At 64.7% G+C, this 17739-nt stretch carries 18 protein-coding genes and 1 tRNA gene; 14 read left to right on the top strand and 5 right to left on the bottom strand.

What is annotated here, in order from left to right; genetic code table 11:
• Positions 1-5: 5 nt before the first annotated feature.
• Both PV768_RS11495 and PV768_RS11490 read right to left on the bottom strand, forming a co-directional pair.
• Positions 6-326, bottom strand: coding sequence for a hypothetical protein (locus PV768_RS11495; RefSeq protein WP_321213547.1), 321 nt, complete (start codon positions 324-326; stop codon positions 6-8).
• 101 nt (positions 327-427) lie between these two features.
• Positions 428-510 (bottom strand) — tRNA-Leu (locus PV768_RS11490).
• Between the two features lie 168 nt (positions 511-678).
• On the opposite strand from PV768_RS11490, the gene PV768_RS11485 reads away from it, so the two are divergent.
• Together PV768_RS11485 and PV768_RS11480 are read left to right on the top strand one after the other, a co-directional pair.
• Complete coding sequence (locus PV768_RS11485) at positions 679-1983, top strand: M20/M25/M40 family metallo-hydrolase (RefSeq protein WP_157242322.1); 1305 nt, start codon at positions 679-681, stop codon at positions 1981-1983.
• An 11-nt stretch (positions 1984-1994) separates the two neighbouring features.
• On the top strand, positions 1995-3155 hold the full coding sequence (locus tag PV768_RS11480) for an acyl-CoA dehydrogenase family protein (RefSeq protein ID WP_321213549.1): 1161 nt from the start codon (positions 1995-1997) through the stop codon (positions 3153-3155).
• A 1-nt stretch (position 3156) separates the two neighbouring features.
• Here PV768_RS11480 and PV768_RS11475 read toward each other — a convergent pair whose 3' ends face one another.
• Positions 3157-3390 (bottom strand): DUF5703 family protein, encoded by a 234-nt coding sequence (locus tag PV768_RS11475; protein ID WP_157242320.1) that lies wholly within the window; start codon positions 3388-3390, stop codon positions 3157-3159.
• 40 nt (positions 3391-3430) lie between these two features.
• Here PV768_RS11475 and PV768_RS11470 point away from each other — a divergent pair, with 40 nt between their 5' ends.
• Complete coding sequence (locus PV768_RS11470; RefSeq protein ID WP_157242319.1) at positions 3431-3697, top strand: hypothetical protein; 267 nt, start codon at positions 3431-3433, stop codon at positions 3695-3697.
• 10 nt (positions 3698-3707) lie between these two features.
• Here PV768_RS11470 and PV768_RS11465 read toward each other — a convergent pair whose 3' ends face one another.
• Positions 3708-4643, bottom strand: a complete 936-nt coding sequence (locus PV768_RS11465) for an aldo/keto reductase (protein ID WP_321213550.1) — start codon at positions 4641-4643, stop codon at positions 3708-3710.
• Positions 4644-4695: 52 nt separating this feature from the next.
• On the opposite strand from PV768_RS11465, the gene PV768_RS11460 reads away from it, so the two are divergent.
• Together PV768_RS11460 and mshC are read left to right on the top strand one after the other, a co-directional pair.
• Complete coding sequence (locus PV768_RS11460) at positions 4696-5529, top strand: undecaprenyl-diphosphate phosphatase (protein ID WP_321213551.1); 834 nt, start codon at positions 4696-4698, stop codon at positions 5527-5529.
• Positions 5530-5544: 15 nt separating this feature from the next.
• A complete protein-coding gene (mshC, locus tag PV768_RS11455; RefSeq protein ID WP_323057156.1) occupies positions 5545-6822 on the top strand; it encodes a cysteine--1-D-myo-inosityl 2-amino-2-deoxy-alpha-D-glucopyranoside ligase in 1278 nt (425 codons plus the stop codon).
• A 9-nt stretch (positions 6823-6831) separates the two neighbouring features.
• Here the strand turns inward: mshC and PV768_RS11450 are convergent, their stop codons facing one another.
• Positions 6832-7731 (bottom strand): PAC2 family protein, encoded by a 900-nt coding sequence (locus PV768_RS11450; protein ID WP_321213553.1) that lies wholly within the window; start codon positions 7729-7731, stop codon positions 6832-6834.
• 151 nt (positions 7732-7882) lie between these two features.
• Here PV768_RS11450 and PV768_RS11445 point away from each other — a divergent pair, with 151 nt between their 5' ends.
• The 9 genes from PV768_RS11445 (at position 7883) to pafA (ending at position 17725) form a co-directional block, all read left to right on the top strand.
• Positions 7883-8626, top strand: coding sequence for an HAD family hydrolase (locus tag PV768_RS11445; protein ID WP_421093071.1), 744 nt, complete (start codon positions 7883-7885; stop codon positions 8624-8626).
• Positions 8619-9785, top strand: coding sequence for a site-2 protease family protein (locus PV768_RS11440; RefSeq protein WP_421093070.1), 1167 nt, complete (start codon positions 8619-8621; stop codon positions 9783-9785). Before PV768_RS11445 ends, PV768_RS11440 begins: the two co-directional genes overlap by 8 nt.
• Positions 9786-9878: 93 nt before the next feature.
• Positions 9879-10946, top strand: a complete 1068-nt coding sequence (locus PV768_RS11435; RefSeq protein ID WP_323057154.1) for a tRNA (adenine-N1)-methyltransferase — start codon at positions 9879-9881, stop codon at positions 10944-10946.
• 82 nt (positions 10947-11028) lie between these two features.
• On the top strand, positions 11029-12780 hold the full coding sequence (arc, locus tag PV768_RS11430) for a proteasome ATPase (RefSeq protein WP_157242314.1): 1752 nt from the start codon (positions 11029-11031) through the stop codon (positions 12778-12780).
• Entirely contained in the window at positions 12777-14447 is a 1671-nt protein-coding gene (gene dop / locus PV768_RS11425) for a depupylase/deamidase Dop (protein ID WP_321213557.1), read from the top strand. Before arc ends, dop begins: the two co-directional genes overlap by 4 nt.
• Positions 14448-14532: 85 nt before the next feature.
• The gene (locus tag PV768_RS11420; protein ID WP_157242312.1) at positions 14533-14736 is read left to right on the top strand and encodes a ubiquitin-like protein Pup; all 204 of its coding nucleotides are present in this window, start codon (positions 14533-14535) and stop codon (positions 14734-14736) included.
• Positions 14737-14816: 80 nt separating this feature from the next.
• Positions 14817-15635, top strand: coding sequence for a proteasome subunit beta (gene prcB / locus PV768_RS11415; RefSeq protein ID WP_321213558.1), 819 nt, complete (start codon positions 14817-14819; stop codon positions 15633-15635).
• Position 15636: 1 nt separating this feature from the next.
• Positions 15637-16347 (top strand): proteasome subunit alpha, encoded by a 711-nt coding sequence (gene prcA, locus PV768_RS11410; protein WP_157242311.1) that lies wholly within the window; start codon positions 15637-15639, stop codon positions 16345-16347.
• Positions 16348-16360: 13 nt separating this feature from the next.
• Positions 16361-17725 (top strand): Pup--protein ligase, encoded by a 1365-nt coding sequence (gene pafA, locus PV768_RS11405; RefSeq protein WP_157242310.1) that lies wholly within the window; start codon positions 16361-16363, stop codon positions 17723-17725.
• Positions 17726-17739: the final 14 nt, after the last annotated feature.

Here is a 17739-nt window from a genome sequence, read left to right as displayed (position 1 = left end):
GGCCATCAGAATCCAAGGGCGAAGTAGGCCAGCGGAGCCCCCACCAGCCCACATGCCACAGGTGCGCCGGCCAGGCAGAGGGCCGCGACCGCCCACGGCTTCCCGTCGCGTCTGCGGATCGCACCCACCGCGAAAATCTGGGAAGCCACCAGCAGCAACAAGGCGAGCACCGTCAGGGCCAGGCCCCAGTCGAAGGCGGTGCTCTGGAATATGGTGCAGGTCCACAGGCAAAAGTTGGCCCAGAGTAACCAGACCCCGCCAGCGACTCCCGACACTCCGATGAGCGCGGCTAAGAACGTGGCCCGGCCGGAAAATCCCTTCCCCATGCCGCCAATCATGAACGACAAAAAGCGGTTCGTGGTGAAGGCATGGCCGGAGACACAAAAAACCCCGGATTCCTGGGATGGAATCCGGGGTTTTCCCTGTGTGCGCGGAGGGGGACTTGAACCCCCACCCCCTTTCGAGGACTAGCACCTCAAGCTAGCGCGTCTGCCATTCCGCCACCCGCGCAGGTGGTATTCGGTGAACGTTTCCGCCTTTCAGCGTTTCGCGTTTCTCCGAAGCAGCGAGAAAAACTCTAACACGAACTTTCGGGAAACATGGAATCGGCCCCAGTGGGTAGGCTGAGGGCAACGATTCAGCACCGTTCCAACCCGCCAATCCAGTGAGGAGCTTTCCATGCCTGACGTCCTGCCCGAGGATGAAGTTGTCCGGATCTGCCAGGAACTCATCCGGATAGACACGTCAAACTACGGTGACGGTTCGGGGCCGGGCGAGCGGGCTGCGGCTGAATACGCCGCGGGGCTGATTGAGGAAGTGGGCCTTGCGGCGGAAATCTTCGAGTCCGCACCGGGCCGCGCCAATGTGGTGACGCGCATGGCCGGTGAGGATCCCTCCGCCAGCGCCTTGGTGGTGCACGGCCACCTGGACGTCGTGCCTGCGCTGCGGGACCAGTGGTCCGTAGACCCGTTCGGAGCCGAACTGAAGGACGGGCTGATCTGGGGCCGCGGCGCCGTCGACATGAAGGACATGGACGCCATGATCCTCTCCGTCCTGCGCAGCTTTGCCAGGTCCGGCACAAAGCCGAAACGCGACATCATTTTCGCCTTCTTCGCGGATGAGGAAGCGGGCGGCGCCTACGGAGCCCGCTACGCCGTGGACAAGCGCCCGGAACTGTTCGAGGGCGCCACGGAAGCCATCTCCGAGGTGGGCGGCTTCTCGGCCACCATCGGCGGGCAGCGCACGTACCTGCTGCAGACAGCGGAGAAGGGCATCTCCTGGCTCCGCCTCGTGGCCCACGGCAGGGCGGGCCACGGCTCACAGATCAGCACCGACAACGCCGTAACGCGGCTCGCCGCAGCCGTGACGCGCATCGGCGAGTACAAGTGGCCCATCGAGCTCACCCCCACCACCCGGCAGTTCCTGGACGGTGTGACCGAACTCACCGGCGTTGAGTTCGATGCCGACAATCCGGACATCCTGCTAAGCCAGCTGGGCACGGTGGCCCGCTTTGTGGGCGCCACCTTGCAGAACACCACAAACCCCACCCTGCTCAAGGGCGGCTACAAGCACAACGTCATCCCCGAATCCGCCGAGGCCCTGATCGACTGCCGGACACTTCCGGGCCAGCAGGACCACGTCCTGGAGATCGTTCGCGACCTCGCGGGCGCCGGCGTTGACGTCAGTTACGTGCACAAGGACGTTTCCCTTGAGGTCCCTTTCGCCGGGAACCTGGTGGATTCCATGATCGATGCCCTGCACTCCGAAGACCCGGGCGCCAAGGTGCTGCCCTACACTCTCTCCGGCGGCACGGACAACAAGTCGCTGAGCCGGCTCGGCATCACAGGCTACGGCTTTGCGCCCCTGATGCTGCCGGATGACTTGGACTTCACCGGCATGTTCCACGGCGTGGACGAGCGCGTACCTGCCGACTCCCTCAAGTTCGGCGCCAGGGTGCTCAACACCCTCCTCACCAATTACTGAGCCAGGCTGCCATGACGCCGGAAGAGATCCTGCCGGAGGAGCTGCTGGAGCAGATCCGCGGCCGCGCCGCCGGGTATGACAGGGACAACGCCTTCTTCCATGAGGACCTTAAGGACCTCGCGGCGGCCGGCTACCTGAAGCTGTTCGTTCCAGGGTCCGACGGCGGGGCAGGGCTTGGCCTTGAGGCGGCGGCGCAGTGCCAGCGGAGGCTGGCAACGGCCGCCCCGGCCACCGCGCTGGCCGTCAACATGCACCTGGTGTGGACCGGCGTCGCGCATGTCCTCGGCGCCCGCGGCGACGGATCCCTGGACTTTGTGCTCAAGGAAGCGGCCAACGGCGAGATCTTCGCGTTCGGCAACTCGGAAGCCGGCAACGACTCGGTCCTGTTCGACTCCCGGACCACGGCCGCGCCGCTGCCGGACGGCGGCTACTCCTTCACGGGAACCAAGATCTTCACCAGCCTCTCACCGGCGTGGACGAGGCTGGGAATCTTCGGGAAGGACCCTTCCGGCCGGGACGGCGAGGGGGAGCTGGTCCACGGCTTCATCACGCGCCAAACGCCCGGCTACCGTATCCTCGACGACTGGGACGCGCTTGGGATGCGGGCCAGCCAGTCCTGCACCACCGTCCTGGACGGCGCCGGCGTTCCGCCGGAGCGCATCTTCCGCAGGATCCCCGTCGGCCCCAGCCGCGATCCCCTGGTTTTCGCGATCTTTGCCTGTTTCGAGACGCTGCTCGCCGCCGTCTACACCGGGCTGGGGGAGCGGGCCCTGGCCCTGGGCGTGGAGAACGTCAAGCGCCGCACCTCCTTCAAGAACGGCGGACGCAGCTATGCGCAGGACCCCGACATCCGCTGGAAGGTTGCCGAGGCGGCAATGGCCATGGATAACCTCTACCCGCAGCTGCGGGCCGTCGCAGCCGACGTGGATTCCCTGGTGGACCATGGCCAGCAGTGGTTCCCCAAGCTGGTGGGGTTGAAAGTGAACGCGACGGAAACGGCGCGGCGCGTAGTGGACCTGGCCATCCGCGTCAGCGGGGGATCCAGCTATTTCCGGGGATCGGAACTGGAGCGGCTCTACCGGGACGTCCTTGCCGGCATGTTCCATCCGTCCGATGACGAATCTGCCCACAACACCGTGGCCAACGCCTGGCTGGGTCCGCTGGAGGATTGACCTAAACGGTCCTTTGAACCTGCAGCACCCGGCGGCGCAGCCAAAAGCGCCGTCCTCCGCCCACGTACAGCTTGCTGCGCTCCAGCTCCCACTTGCCGTACTCGGAGTGTTCCACCAGGCGGCGCCGTGCCTCATGCAGGGAATCGACAGGGCTGACCGTCAGTACGAGGTACTCGTACTGCCTCAAATAGTCCCGTTCCCGCTGGACCGAACTGGTGAGAAATTGTTCCTTCATTTGCCCTCCATTCTCGTCCTTTTCCGGCTAACGTGAAGTCATGAGCATCGATCCGCGTGTCGCGCTTCAGTCCTTGACCACCGCTTTGGAAGAACACCTTATAGCAGCATCCAACCGCCGCGGAGACGGTGATCCCTCCGTGGAGGCGGCATTCTTTGCAGTTGCAGACGCCTTCGAAGTTTACGAAGACGCACTCTATGAGGCCTACAACGAGGTCACGCCGCTCCAGGTCTTTGATGACGAGGACGAAGAGGACGAGGAAAGCGACGTGGACGACGACGAGGACCTGGAAATCGTCCAGGAGTAGGACCGCGGACCTAGTGCGGGGCTGACACATCCTCCAGGGCCCGGGCAATTTCCGGCGGCAGCGGCGAGAGCTGGGCATCCACCAGTTCCTTCAGCTGGGCCGGCGTCCGCGGGCCCACAATGGCGGTTGCTACGCCGTGCTGCGACAGAAGCCAACTGAGGGCAACGTCCTGCGGAGTCCGGCCCAGGCCTTTGGCTGCCATGCAAACAGCTTCCACCGTCCGGGACGGCTGCTCCTCCAGGTACGGCTCAACGTACCCGGCTTCGGTTGCGGAGGCAGCCCTTGATCCGGAGGGGATGCTGCCGCGGTACTTGCCCGTGAGCACGCCGCGGCCAAGCGGCGCCCACGCCATCAGGCCCATGCCGGCGTCCTCGACGGCAGGGATCAGTTCGGCTTCCGGCCTGCGCTGCAGGAACGAATACTCCGCCTGCGCGGCGACAAGGGGGAAGCCGGCGATGGCTGCGGCCTTCGCCGCCTGCCAGCCGTTGAAGTTGGAGACCCCCACATACCGCGCACGGCCGGTACGGACAGCAAATTCCAAAGCTGACAGCGTCTCGTCCAACGGCACATTACGGTCCCAGGCCTGCGCGAACCAGATGTCCACATAGTCGGTGCCCAGCCTGGCGAGGCTCGCTTCCAGTCCGGTGAGCATCGCATTACGCGACGTGTCCACGCCGAGCCGGCCATCCGGCGTCGTCATTCCCGCTTTGGTGGAGATGGAAATCTCCGTCCGGGCCACGACGTCGCCCAGCATGGAGCCGATCATCGCCTCCGAGCGCCCGTCCGCGTAGGAGGCGGCGGTATCGACGTGCCGGCCGCCGGCATTAAGGAAGGTGCGCAGCAACTCAGAGGCGTCCTGTTCGTCCGTTTCGCCGGCCCAGGACATGGTGCCGAGGGAAAGGGCGGAAACCCGCAATCCACTGTTGCCGACGTAACGCTGCTGCATAGCAGCAAGCTTACGGGCAGAACCGGCGCTGCCCATGACGTAGGGTCTTAGCGTGAACTGGTTTGAGGCGGCCCTGCTGGGCCTAGTGCAGGGACTGACCGAATTCCTTCCGATTTCATCGAGCGCGCATCTGCGGATTGTGGGGCAGTTCCTGCCCAATGCCGAGGATCCCGGCGCTGCTTTCACCGCCATCACCCAGCTGGGCACCGAGACGGCGGTGCTCATCTATTTCTGGCGGGACATCGTCCGGATCGTCAAGGCATGGGCCGGTTCGCTTACCGGAAAAGTCTCCCGGCAGGACCCGGATGCCCGGATGGGCTGGCTTGTCATCCTGGGCAGCCTCCCCATCGTTATCCTGGGACTGCTGTTCCAGGACCAGATCGAATCGGTGCTCCGCAGCATGTGGATCGTCGCCACCATGCTGATTGTCTTCGGTTTGATCCTGGCGGTCGCCGACGCAGTAGGCAGGCAGGAACGCGACCTGACCCGGCTGACGTACAAGCACGGCATCCTCTACGGCTTCGCCCAGGCCATGGCGCTGATCCCCGGCGTGTCCCGGTCCGGCGGCACCATCACCGCCGGCCTCCTGATGGGGTACACCCGGGAAGCGGCCGCACGGTACTCCTTCCTGCTGGCCATTCCGGCGGTTTTTGGCAGCGGCCTCTTCCAGCTGTACAAGACGGTGTCCAAGGAAGGAATCACCGGCCCCTACGGCCTGCCGGAAACCGCGCTTGCCACCGTCATCGCCCTGGTGGTGGGCTACATCATCATCGGCTGGTTCCTGAAGTTCGTTTCCACCCGCAGCTACCGGCTGTTCGTCTGGTACCGGATCTTCCTGGGCCTGGCCCTGTACCTCCTGCTCGGTTTCAATGTCATCAGCGCCTAGCACTAGGCTTGGCGTGTGAAATCCTGGAAATCCCGCCCCGTTCCCGACGTGCCCGGAAGCATGCCCGCCCTCCGGCTGTTCGACACGGCGGCAGGCCGTGAAGTTGCCCTGGAGAATGAGGGACGCCCCTCGATGTACGTCTGCGGCATCACGCCGTACGACGCCACCCACATGGGCCACGCCGCCAGCTACGTGGCCTTTGACCTCCTGAACAGGGCCTGGCGGGACGCCGGCCACGAGGTTGACTACGTGCAGAACGTCACGGACGTGGACGATCCGCTCCTGGAACGCGCCACGGCCACCGGCGTTGACTGGCAGGAGCTCGCCGCCAGCCAGATTGAGCTTTTCCAGACGGACATGGAAGCCCTCAACGTGCTCGCTCCGGACCACTACGTGGGTGCAGTGGAATCCATCGGCCTGATAGTTCCGGAGGTGGAACGGCTGGTCAGCCTCGGGCTGGCCTACAAAGTGCAGGGCACCAACGGCGAGCCTGACGGGGACGTTTATTACGACGTCGAAGCGGCCGGAAAGCACTCCGTGGCACCGGACGCGTGGACCCTGGGATGCATCTCCGGGTTGGCTGAAAGCGAGATGCTTGAGCTGTTCGCGGAACGCGGCGGCGATCCCGGGCGGGCAGGAAAGCGGCAGGCACTTGATCCGCTGCTGTGGCGGGTGGCACGGGAAGGCGAGCCAAGCTGGCCCGGCGGCAGCCTGGGTGCGGGCCGGCCCGGCTGGCACATTGAGTGCACCGTGATCGCGCAAAAGTACCTGCCCTCGCCCTTCACCGTTCAGGGCGGCGGCTCGGACCTGATCTTCCCGCACCACGAGATGGGTGCCGGCCACGCGTATTCACTTGCCGGTGTTCCACTTGCCAGGCACTACGCCCATGCAGGCATGGTGGGCCTGGACGGCGAGAAGATGAGCAAATCCAAAGGAAACCTGGTCCTGGTGTCGAAACTTCGGGCAGCGGGGGAGGACCCTGCCGCCATCCGCCTTGGCATCCTTGCCCACCACTACCGCTCCGACTGGTCCTGGACGGATGAAGGGTTCCTGGAAGCCAAGGCCACCCTGGCCGCGTGGCGCCGGGCGCTGGGCCGCGCTCCCAAGGGGTCTGCCGTCCCGCTTGTTGCCGAGATGCGGGAGGCTCTGGCTGCGGACTTGAATGCCCCGGCTGCCGTCGCGGCCGTGTCCCGCTGGGCGGAGCAGGCAAACAACGACGCCGGCCCGGCAAGTCCCGTAGACCAGGCAATGGTCAAGGACGCGGTGGACGCCTTGCTTGGTGTGGTTCTCTAGGCTGCCCGTTCAGGGCCGGTCCTGGCCCCGCCGCTTGAGATAGCGCTCAAACTCGCGGGCAATCGACTCGCCGGTGGCCTCGGGCAGGTCCGCCGTGTCCTTTGCCTCCTCAAGCTGCCGGACATAGGCGGCGATTTCGGGATCTTCCGTGGCGAGTTCGTCCACACCCCGTTCCCAGGCGTCTGCCTCCTCTGCCAGCTCATGCGTGTCCAACGGCACCTGGAGCAGTTCCTCGATGCGGTTCAGGAGCGCCAGCTGGGCCTTCGGTGACGGCGCCTGGGCAACGTAGTGGGGGACCGCGGCCCAAAGCGAGACGGTGGGAATTCCTGCCAGCAGGGCGACCTCCGAGAGCACGCCGACGATTCCCACCGGGCCTTCATACTGCGAAGCCTCCAGGTTCATGCGCTCCCGCAGGGGGGCGTCGTCAGAAGAAGTGCTGACCGGAATGGGCCTGCTGTGCGGAACATCCGCCAGCAGCGCCCCGACCAGGACGACATAGTCAACGTTCAGCGCTTCAGCGTGCACCAGGAGTTCGGCCGTGTAGGCGCGCCACTTGTAGGACGGTTCAGTTCCCTGGACAAAAATGACGTCCACGTTCGAATCCGGTGCGCTGGCCTTGTAGATCCTCGTGGAGGGCCACTTTATCTTGCGTTCACCGGCAGCATTCCGGCGCACGGTGGGCCGCGTGAACTGGAAGTCGTAATACTCGTCCGCGTCGATGGACGCCACCTTCTTGCCGCCCCACAGTTTGTTCAGGTAGCGCAACGAATCGCTTGCCGCTTCTCCGGCGTCGTTCCAGCCTTCAAAGGCGGCAAGCATCACTGTTATGCGCTGTCCGTCAGCGACCGGCTGCAGGAACCGCTCGGGTCCGGCACCTGGTTCGGCGGTGTCTCCCTCGAAGCTATTCATTTCTTCACCCTACGTCCAAGGACCGCAGCTGTGCATTGAATGAAGCGCCGCAAAATCCGCCGAAAGCAGGGTCGGTGGCGCGAACGAGCCCGATATTCGCCGAAGGCGTAGCCGTCAGCCTGCGTCCGGGCTGTCCCCGTAGACTGAGGACATGCGATTGCCAGCTGACAGTTCCCCGCTCAAAGCCGTCCTGTGGGACATGGACGGCACGATTGTTGACACGGAGCCGTACTGGATTGCTGCCGAACACGCACTGGTGGAAGCCCACGGCGGCACCTGGTCCCATGAACAGGCCATGCAGTTGGTCGGGCAGTCGCTGACCTTTTCCGCCGGCATCCTGCAGGAGGCCGGCGTGGACCTTGAAATACGCGAAATCATTGACACCCTGACCGGGGCCGTCGTGAGCAGCGTGCAACGCCAGGTGCCATGGCGGCCCGGTGCGCGCGAACTCCTCGAGGAGCTTCACCTCGCAGGGGTCCGCTGCGCCCTGGTCACCATGTCCGAGGGGCCGCTGGCCCGCCAGGTGGTTGCCAGCCTTCCACGGCCGTACTTTGAAGTCCTGGTCACCGGGGACACAGTGGCGCAGGGCAAGCCGCACCCCGAGGCGTACCTGACCGCCGTCGAATGGCTGCAGGACTCGGATCCGGAGCTGGCCATCCATCACTGCGTCGCGCTGGAGGACTCAGCCCCGGGTGTGGCGGCGGCCGTGGCGTCCGGCGTGGCAACCGTGGCTATTCCGCACATCGTCCCGCTTCCCGAGGATGATCGGTACACGCTCTGGGACTCACTGTCCGGCCGCTCCGTGACGGACCTTGAAACCCTGGTCCTGGCCGGCCCTGAGCTCTTGGGGTCCTCATCTGCGCCTGCCCGCTCGCCGGAGATCTCCGGTGGCTGAATCCAGTGCGCCGGTCCGGCGCGAGGGCATCCCGCTGGGCAGGATTGCCGGAGTTCCAGTGGTGCTCGCCTATTCGTGGTTCGTCATCGCCGCCTTCACCGTGATCGTGTATGGCCCTGTCCTGGGCCAGGAGAACCCCGCCCTTGGCGCCAGCGCATACATTGTGGCGTTCGCCTACGCCGTCCTGCTCCTCATCTCGGTATTGGTCCACGAGCTCGCCCACGCGCTGACAGCGAGAATCTACGGCTGGCCGACCCAGAAGATCGTGCTGAACCTCTGGGGCGGGCATACCCAGTTCGAGAGCTTTACCGCGACGCCGGGACGGTCAGTCCTGGTGGCCCTGGCCGGGCCCGCCGCGAATTTCGTCCTGGCCGCGGGCGCCTGGCTGGTGCTCGGCACAGTGGCCCTGGGCAGCGTTGCCGAAATCCTGGTCAACATTTTCATGTGGGCGAACTTCCTGATTGGCGTCTTCAACGTGCTCCCGGGACTTCCCCTTGACGGTGGACGGCTGGTCGAATCCGCCGTATGGAAGGCAACCGGTAGCCAGGCAAAAGGCACTGTGGCCGCCGGGTGGGGCGGCCGCATCATCGTCGTCGCCATCTGCTATTGGTTCGTTGCGCGGCCCCTGCTGGCCGGAAAGTCGCCCGACTTCAGCCTGCTGATGATCACGGTCCTGGTGGCCAGCTTCCTCTGGGTGGGTGCCTCGGCGTCCATCCAGCAGGGAACCCTCCGGGGACGGCTCCACCTTGTCAGCGCCGCAGGGCTGTCGACGCCGGCTACCGGGCTGCCTGCCACGGCAACGGTGGAGGAAGCCCTCCGGCACGAGGGTGCCGGTGCCCTGTCACTGGTGGTTTGCGGGCCGGACGGCCGGCCGGAGGGAGTGGTGGATGCCGCCGCCCTGTCCTCTGTCCCTGCGCACGCTGCGGCTTCCACCCCCATCACGGCTGTTTCCTTCGCCCTCGCACCGGGGGCTTACGTTCCCGAATGGTCGAAAGGACAGGAGCTGCTCCAGTTCCTCTCCCAGCTCGAAGGGCGGCATTACGCCGTGGTGGACCACAACGGCAAGGTCACCGGGCTTCTTTCCCAGGACGCGGTCCTGGCCGCCGTTACTGGAAAACCCCGGTGGCCCGATACACGCCGGCAGGGCCAAAACCGGTAGAGTTACCTGCCGGCCGGTGCATCGCCGCCGCAGAAGCCGGATTGTCTGCAATGGGACATCCAGGCGCCATGTTTTACAGGAGCGAGGAAATTCATGAGCAGCGAAACTGCCGTCAACGAGGCCACAGCAGCTTCCGGTCAAGCCGGTGATGCTACCGGCGTCTCGCAGCCCGTCGGCGCTGCCCGCCGGCGTGGTCCTTTCCGCGAAGGTGAGCGCGTCCAGTTGACCGACGAGCGCGGGCGCATGAATACCATCACCCTTGAGAGTGGCGGAGCATTCCACACGCACCGCGGCTTCCTGAACCACGATGACATCATCGGCAAGGCGGACGGGTCGGTGGTTGTCAACAACGTCGGCCAGCAGTACCAGACCCTGCGCCCCCTGCTCTCCGACTTCGTCCTGTCCATGCCGCGCGGGGCCGCAGTGGTGTACCCCAAGGACGCCGGGCAGATCGTGACGATGGCTGATATCTTCCCCGGTGCGCGCGTCGTGGAAGCGGGCGTGGGCTCCGGGGCGCTGTCGATTTCCCTGCTCCGGGCTGTAGGCGACCAGGGCTACCTCCACTCTTTCGAGCGCCGCGAGGAGTTCGCCGACATTGCCCGCGGCAACGTCGAGACGATTTTCGGCGGGCCGCACCCGGCCTGGCAAATCTCCCTGGGCGACTTCCAGGACGAGGTGGTCCGGAGCGAAGCGCCGGGCTCCGTGGACCGCGTGGTCCTGGACATGCTGGCTCCGTGGGAATGCCTGGACGCCGTGGCAACCGTCCTGGCGCCCGGCGGTGTCTGGATCAACTACGTGGCCACGGTGACCCAGCTTTCCCGCACCGCCGAAGCCATTCGTGCAGACGGCCGCTTTACTGAACCGGATGCCTGGGAATCCCTGGTCCGGGGCTGGCACCTCGAAGGACTGGCCGTCCGGCCGGACCACCGCATGGTGGCGCATACCGGGTTCCTGCTGGTCACCCGGCGCCTGGCCGACGGCGTTACCGGCATCTCCGTGAAGCGCCGCCCCTCCAAAACCGACTTCAATGAAGAGGACGTCAACGCCTGGACCCCCGGCGCGGTCGGGGAACGGCAGGTCTCCGACAAGAAGCTCCGGCGCGCAGCGCGGGACGCCATCGCCGGAACGAACGTCAAGGACGAGCCCGAGGTCACGAAGTAGTCCACATTTCGGGAGTCGCCATCCCTACCTGCCGTGTTGGGGCTAATGTCTTAATAGAAGCGCAGGAAGGGGCTGATACATCATGGAGACGCCAAACCAGGACTCCGGACGTACACCGGCAGAGCAGTCTGCCGCCAATGACCTCTCGGTTGCCGACCGCCAGGTCAACATCCTCCGGGACAAGCTGAGGCACATTGACCGCCAGCTGGCTGCGGCGACGCAAAACAACACCAAGCTGGTCAGCATGCTTGAAACCGCGAAGGCCGAGATCCTTCGGCTGAAAAATGCGCTGGACCAGGAGGGGCAGCCACCCTACAGCTTCGGTACCATCCTGCAGTTGAACCCCAAGCGCCAGCCCTCACCCGGCAACAGCGGACAGGCCGCAACCGAGGAATCGGTGGACATCTTCAACGCGGGACGGAAGATGCGAGTGGGCATCAGCCCCCTGGTGAACATCAACCAGCTGGCCGTTGGGCAGGAGGTCCTGCTCAACGAGGCCCTCCTTGTGGTCGCCGGGCTGGGATACGAGCGGGCCGGTGAACTCGCCACCCTGAAGGAAATGCTCGGTGCCGATCGCGCCCTCGTGGTGGGGCGTGCCGATGAAGAGCGGGTTGTGCGGCTTTCCGGAGCGCTCCTTGCCGAAAAGCTGCGGGTGGGCGATGCCCTGTCGGTTGACTCCAGGACCGGATACGCCCTCGAAAAGGTGCCCCGCTCCGAGGTGGAGAACCTCGTGCTGGAGGAAGTCCCTGACATCACCTACGAGGACATTGGCGGCCTTGGGCCCCAAATCGAGCAGATCCGTGACGCCGTCGAACTGCCGTTCCTCCACCCTGACCTCTACCGGGAACACGGCCTCAAAGCTCCCAAGGGCATCCTGCTGTACGGCCCTCCCGGCTGCGGCAAGACCCTCATCGCCAAGGCCGTGGCCAATTCCCTTGCCGCCCGCGCCGCCGAGCGTTCGGGCAATGTGGACCTGAAAAGCTATTTCCTGAACATCAAGGGGCCGGAACTCCTGGACAAGTACGTCGGTGAGACCGAGCGCCACATCCGGCTGATCTTCTCCAGGGCACGCGAAAAGGCCTCCGATGGCAGCCCGGTCGTGGTGTTTTTCGATGAGATGGATTCCCTCTTCCGCACGCGCGGCACAGGGATTTCGTCCGACGTCGAAACAACCATCGTGCCGCAGCTGCTCAGCGAGATTGACGGCGTGGAGCGGCTGGACAACGTGATCGTCATTGGCGCGTCAAACCGTGAGGACATGATCGATCCGGCAATCCTCCGTCCGGGCCGGCTTGACGTTAAGGTCAAAATCAACCGTCCGGATGCGGAGGCTGCTGCGGACATTTTCAACAAGTACATCACTCCGGACCTGCCGTTCCACGAATCCGATCTCGCTGAGCACGACGGCGATGTCCAGGCGACGGTGGATGCGATGGTCCAGCGCACTGTCGAAGCTATGTACTCCACCGACAAGTCCAACGAGTTCCTTGAGGTCACCTACGCCAACGGGGACACGGAAATGCTCTACTTCAAGGACTTCAACTCCGGTGCCGTGGTGCAAAACGTTGTGGACCGGGCGAAGAAGTATGCCATCAAGGACCTTCTCATCACGCAGCAGAAGGGTCTGAGGATCGAGCACCTGCTGCGCGCCGTCGTGGACGAATTCCGCGAGCACGAGGACATGCCCAACACCACCAATCCGGATGACTGGGCACGGATCTCGGGCAAGAAGGGCGAACGGATCACATACATCCGGACCATCGTCCAGGGCAAGGCGGGCCAGGAGCCAGGCAAGTCGATCGAAACCATGCCGACCACAGGGCAGTATCTATGACCGCTGCACGGGAACCCGCGGCCGGGGGGACTCTGCCGGCCGGCGGGGCCATGCGGGTGATGGGGGCGGAAACGGAGTATGGCATCCATGCCCCCTCCGCCCCTACTGCCAATGCCACCATGATGAGCGCCAGGGTGGTCCAGGCCTATGCGCAGGTAACCCGGCAGCGCGCCGCCGGCGGAGCGGAAACCCGCTGGGACTATACGGATGAGGAGCCGCTGCATGACGCCCGCGGCTGGACAGTGGACCGACGCTCAGCCCATCCGAGCCAGCTCACCGACCAGCCGCCGGTGCTGGATGCGGAAACGGTGGCACTGGCGTACGGGCGGGAGGAGCTGGAGCTCGACGGGCAGGACGAGTCCGGAACACTGCTGATGAACATGGTCCTCGGCAATGGCGCGCGGCTGTACGTCGACCATGCCCATCCCGAGTACTCCAGCCCGGAGGTGACCAACCCGCGGGACGCCGTGAAGTGGGACGCCGCCGGAGACCTTGTTGCGCTGGCCACCGTTCGCCGGCTGGCCGCAGATCCGGACCTTCCGCCGGTCAACCTGTACAAGAACAACACGGACAATAAATCGGTGTCCTACGGCTCGCACGAGAACTACCTCATGCCGCGTTCCGTTCCCTTCGGCGACATCGTGCGGGGCCTGACGCCCTTTTTCGTCAGCCGCCAGGTCCTGTGCGGATCCGGCCGGGTGGGCATCGGCCAGGACGCCTCCACCCCGGGTTTCCAGATCAGCCAGCGGGCCGACTTCTTCGAAGCGGAAGTGGGACTGGAGACCACTATCCGCCGGCCCATTATCAATACCCGGGACGAGCCGCACGCAACAGCGGACAAGTACCGGCGCCTGCATGTCATCATCGGCGACGCAAACCTCAGCCAGGTTTCCAATTACCTGAAGTTCGGAACCACGTCGATGGTCCTCAGCCTCATTGAGGCAGGGCTGGCGCCCAAGATCGAGGTGTACGAGCCGGTTTCTGCACTCCAGGCGGTAAGCCACGATACTTCGCTCACCGCAAAACTGCGGCTGCTGGACGGCAGGCGGGTCACCGCCCTTGACCTCCAGTGGATCTACCACGAGGCCGCGGCCAAGCTGGCGCAGGATACGGGGGTTGGCGACGCCGTGGACGGGGACGGCCACACGCATGACGTGCTGGAGCGTTGGGCCACCGTCCTGACCCAGCTCGACAATGACCGGGCCGCCGCAGCTTCCTCGGTGGAGTGGCTTGCCAAACTGTCGCTGCTCGACGGCTACCGTGAACGCGACGGACTTGAGTGGAACGACGCCAGGCTCGGCCTCGTCGACCTTCAGTGGGCTGATATCAGGCCCGAAAAGGGACTCTATTACCGGTTCCTCGCCAGGGACAGGATGCAAAGAATCCTTGAAGATGACGCCATCGTCTCCGCCGTCACTGAACCACCGGCCGATACCCGGGCATACTTTCGGGGCAAGTGCATCAGCAGCTTCGGCAAGGACGTCGTAGGTGCCAGTTGGGACTCCGTCATCTTCGATGTTCCGGGATACGGCCGGCTGCAGCGCGTGCCCACCAGGGAACCGCTTCGGGGAACCAAAGCCCTGACCGGAGCGTTGTTTGATCGCTACCGGGACGCAGGCCCGTTCCTCGCGGAGCTTCTGGGACATAACGCTCCGCCTGCGGCGTAAACCGCCCCGGTTGGCCCACACCGTGGCAGGATGGGCATATCGGAGGATCCGCCGGATCCGAAGACAGAAATAAGGAGGGGTAGCAATGGCAGGCCAGGAGCAACAGCAGCCGCAGTCACGCGACAGCCAGGTCGAAGAGGACATTCCCGAGTCGCCGCCCACGCCGCCTGAGGCGCAGGCATCGGCATCAACGGAAGGCGTGGACGACCTCCTCGACGAGATCGACGGCGTCCTCGAATCCAACGCCGAAGAATTCGTACGGGCATTCGTCCAAAAGGGCGGTCAGTAACCCGGACCCGGAGGCTGGCGGAAGCCGCGGACGGCCGAATCTGTACCGACGTTGAAGTACCACGTTCAAGGAGTGCATGAGTGCAGGAATCAACCGCCAACCAGGTAGCCGCCAACGCCACGTCATCGTTCACCGAACACCTGCAGCGGGACCGGCCAGAGCTTCTGCCCTACAACCGGTCCCTCCAGGCGGGCGCGGCCGCCGCCCCGTTGCAGGTTCCGCACGCCACCACGATCGTTGCGATGAGCTACGACGGCGGCGTGCTGATGGCGGGGGACCGGCGGGCCACCATGGGCAACGTCATAGCGAGCCGGCACATCGAAAAAGTCTTTCCGGCCGACCGCTACTCCGTCCTGGGGATCGCGGGAACTGCCGGCATTGCGATTGACCTCACCAGGTTGTTCCAGGTGGAACTCGAGCACTACGAGAAGATCGAGGGCACGCTCCTCAGCCTGGAAGGCAAGGCCAACCGGCTTGGCGCCATGATCAGGGGAAACCTGCCCCTGGCGCTGCAGGGACTGGCAGTGGTGCCACTCTTCGCCGGGTTCGACACCAGCGCCGGTGTCGGCAGGCTGTTCTCCTACGATGTCACCGGGGGCCGGTACGAGGAACACGAGCATCATACGGTGGGATCCGGCGCTGTCTTCGCACGCGGTGCTTTGAAGAAGCTCTGGCGGCCAAACCTTACGGCAGCGGAAGCTACCGCCGTCGCGGTCGAAGCACTGTACGATGCCGCCGACGACGACTCAGCCACCGGCGGTCCTGACACCGTGAGGCAACTCTGGCCTGTCATCTACACGGTGGATAGCTCGGGTGCGCGGCGGGTTCCGGACAGCGAACTGGCAGCTGCCGCGAGGAATGTCATCGAAGCCCGCACCATCGCTGGACGGGAGGCCTGAGATGACACAGCAGTTCTATGTATCACCCGAGCAGCTCATGAAGGACCGTGCCGACTTTGCACGGAAGGGCATCGCCCGCGGCAGGTCCGTCGTCGTCGTCAGCTGCGAGGACGGCATTGCACTCGTTGCCGAAAACCCCTCGCCGTCGCTTCACAAAATCGGTGAGATCTACGACAAAATCGCGTTCGCCGCCGTCGGCAAGTACAACGAGTTCGAAAGCCTCCGCCAGGCCGGGGTCCGCTACGCCGATGTGCGCGGGTACTCCTACGACCGGGAGGACGTGACGGCCAGGGGACTGGCCAGTGTCTACGCGCAGAGCCTTGGTGCGGTGTTCACCGCTGAACAGAAGCCGTTCGAGGTGGAGCTCGCGGTGGCCGAGGTTGGCCCTACGCAGGCGGAGGACCACCTCTACCGGCTGACGTTTGACGGCTCCATTGCCGATGAGCACTCCTTTGTTGTGATGGGCGGCCAGGCAGACAAGGTCTCAGCCGTGATTGGCCAGGGCTGGCGCAGCTCGCTGAGCTTCGCAGAGGCTGTGCGGCTGGCAATGGCGGGACTGGTTCCGCCCGCGGAGGGAGAGGAACCGGCGAAGGCACTGCCGGCTGGAGCGCTGGAGGTGGCAGTCCTGGACCGGCAGTCAGAAAGCAGCCGCGGATCAAGGCGTGCCTTCCGCCGGCTTACTGACGCAGATATCACTGCAATGCTGGCCTAGGAGGACAGGACAGATGGACAAGAGAATTTTCGGCATCGAAACCGAATTCGGCATCTCATATTCGAGCCCCGACTCGAGGCCTCTCGCTCCCGAGGAGGTGGCCCGGTACCTTTTCCGGAAAGTTGTCAGCTGGGGGCGCTCCTCCAACGTCTTCCTGACCAATGGCTCCCGGCTCTACCTTGACGTGGGGTCCCACCCGGAATATGCCACCGCCGAATGCGATGACTTGGCGCAGCTCATTGCCCATGACAGGGCCGGGGAGTTGATCCTTGATGACCTCGTGGACGAGGCACAGGCCCGCCTTGCGGCCGAAGGGTTCAACGGAACGGTCTACCTGTTCAAGAACAACACTGACTCCGCCGGAAACTCCTACGGCAGCCACGAAAACTACCTCATTCCCCGCCGCGGCGAATTCTCGCGGCTGGCAGAAATCCTGATCCCGTTCCTGGTCACCCGCCAGCTGATCGCCGGTGCCGGCAAGATCCTCAAGACACCGCACGGGGCAACGTACGCCTTTTCGCAGCGGGCCGACCATATTTGGGAGGGCGTATCCTCCGCCACCACCAGGTCCCGCCCCATCATCAACACCCGCGACGAGCCGCATGCGGATGCGGAATTCTACCGGCGCCTCCATGTCATCGTGGGCGACTCAAACATGTCTGAAGCCACGGCCATGATGAAGATCGGCACCGTGGACCTCGTGCTGCGCATGATCGAGGCCGGGGTGATCATGCGGGATATGCGGATGGAAAACCCGATCCGCAGCATCCGTGAGATCTCCCACGACCTCAGCGGCCGCGCACTGGTCCGGCTGGCGAACGGACGCCAGCTGACGGCACTGGAAATCCAGCAGGAGTACCTGACGAAGGTCACGGCATTCGTGAAAGAGCATGGTGCCCACAACCCCCACGTCCCCTTGATCCTGGACCTTTGGGAGCGCGCGCTCAAGGCCATCGAAAGCGGCGACTTCCGCAGCATCGACACCGAAATCGACTGGGCCATCAAGAAGAAGCTCATGGACAACTACCGTGAACGCCACGGGCTGGGCCTGGACGCCCCGCGGATTGCCCAACTGGATCTCACGTACCATGACATCTCGCGCAGCCGCGGCCTCTACTACCTGCTTCAGGCGCGCGGGGCAGTCCGCCGCATCGTGGAAGATACGGTCATCAAGGACGCCGTTGACGTTCCGCCGCAGACAACCCGGGCAAAGCTGCGCGGGGACTTCGTGCGCCGCGCCCAGGAGCTGGGCAGGGACTACACGGTTGACTGGGTGCACCTTAAGCTGAATGACCGTGCGCACCAGACCATCCTGTGCAAGGATCCGTTCCGCAGCGTCGACGAGCGTGTGGATGCGCTCCTTGACTCTATGGGCTGACACCCAGCTTCAGG

This window comes from Pseudarthrobacter sp. CC4 (assembly GCF_048957775.1).
Lineage (GTDB): Bacteria > Actinomycetota > Actinomycetes > Actinomycetales > Micrococcaceae > Arthrobacter.
The sequence above is the reverse complement of the archived record's forward strand: the minus strand, read 5'-3'. Positions and strand labels throughout refer to the sequence as shown.

Bases quoted from the DNA above. Each gene is read 5' to 3' on its own strand.
- arc (WP_157242314.1), top strand. From the start codon at position 11,029: ATGGAGACGCCAAACCAGGACTCCGGACGTACACCGGCAGAGCAGTCT.
- PV768_RS11435 (WP_323057154.1), top strand. From the start codon at position 9,879: ATGAGCAGCGAAACTGCCGTCAACGAGGCCACAGCAGCTTCCGGTCAA.
- PV768_RS11470 (WP_157242319.1), top strand. From the start codon at position 3,431: ATGAGCATCGATCCGCGTGTCGCGCTTCAGTCCTTGACCACCGCTTTG.
- prcA (WP_157242311.1), top strand. From the start codon at position 15,637: ATGACACAGCAGTTCTATGTATCACCCGAGCAGCTCATGAAGGACCGT.
- PV768_RS11465 (WP_321213550.1), bottom strand. From the start codon at position 4,643: ATGCAGCAGCGTTACGTCGGCAACAGTGGATTGCGGGTTTCCGCCCTT.
- PV768_RS11480 (WP_321213549.1), top strand. From the start codon at position 1,995: ATGACGCCGGAAGAGATCCTGCCGGAGGAGCTGCTGGAGCAGATCCGC.
- dop (WP_321213557.1), top strand. From the start codon at position 12,777: ATGACCGCTGCACGGGAACCCGCGGCCGGGGGGACTCTGCCGGCCGGC.
- PV768_RS11495 (WP_321213547.1), bottom strand. From the start codon at position 326: ATGGGGAAGGGATTTTCCGGCCGGGCCACGTTCTTAGCCGCGCTCATC.
- PV768_RS11445 (WP_421093071.1), top strand. From the start codon at position 7,883: ATGCGATTGCCAGCTGACAGTTCCCCGCTCAAAGCCGTCCTGTGGGAC.
- PV768_RS11420 (WP_157242312.1), top strand. From the start codon at position 14,533: ATGGCAGGCCAGGAGCAACAGCAGCCGCAGTCACGCGACAGCCAGGTC.
- PV768_RS11485 (WP_157242322.1), top strand. From the start codon at position 679: ATGCCTGACGTCCTGCCCGAGGATGAAGTTGTCCGGATCTGCCAGGAA.
- PV768_RS11450 (WP_321213553.1), bottom strand. From the start codon at position 7,731: ATGAATAGCTTCGAGGGAGACACCGCCGAACCAGGTGCCGGACCCGAG.
- PV768_RS11475 (WP_157242320.1), bottom strand. From the start codon at position 3,390: ATGAAGGAACAATTTCTCACCAGTTCGGTCCAGCGGGAACGGGACTAT.
- pafA (WP_157242310.1), top strand. From the start codon at position 16,361: ATGGACAAGAGAATTTTCGGCATCGAAACCGAATTCGGCATCTCATAT.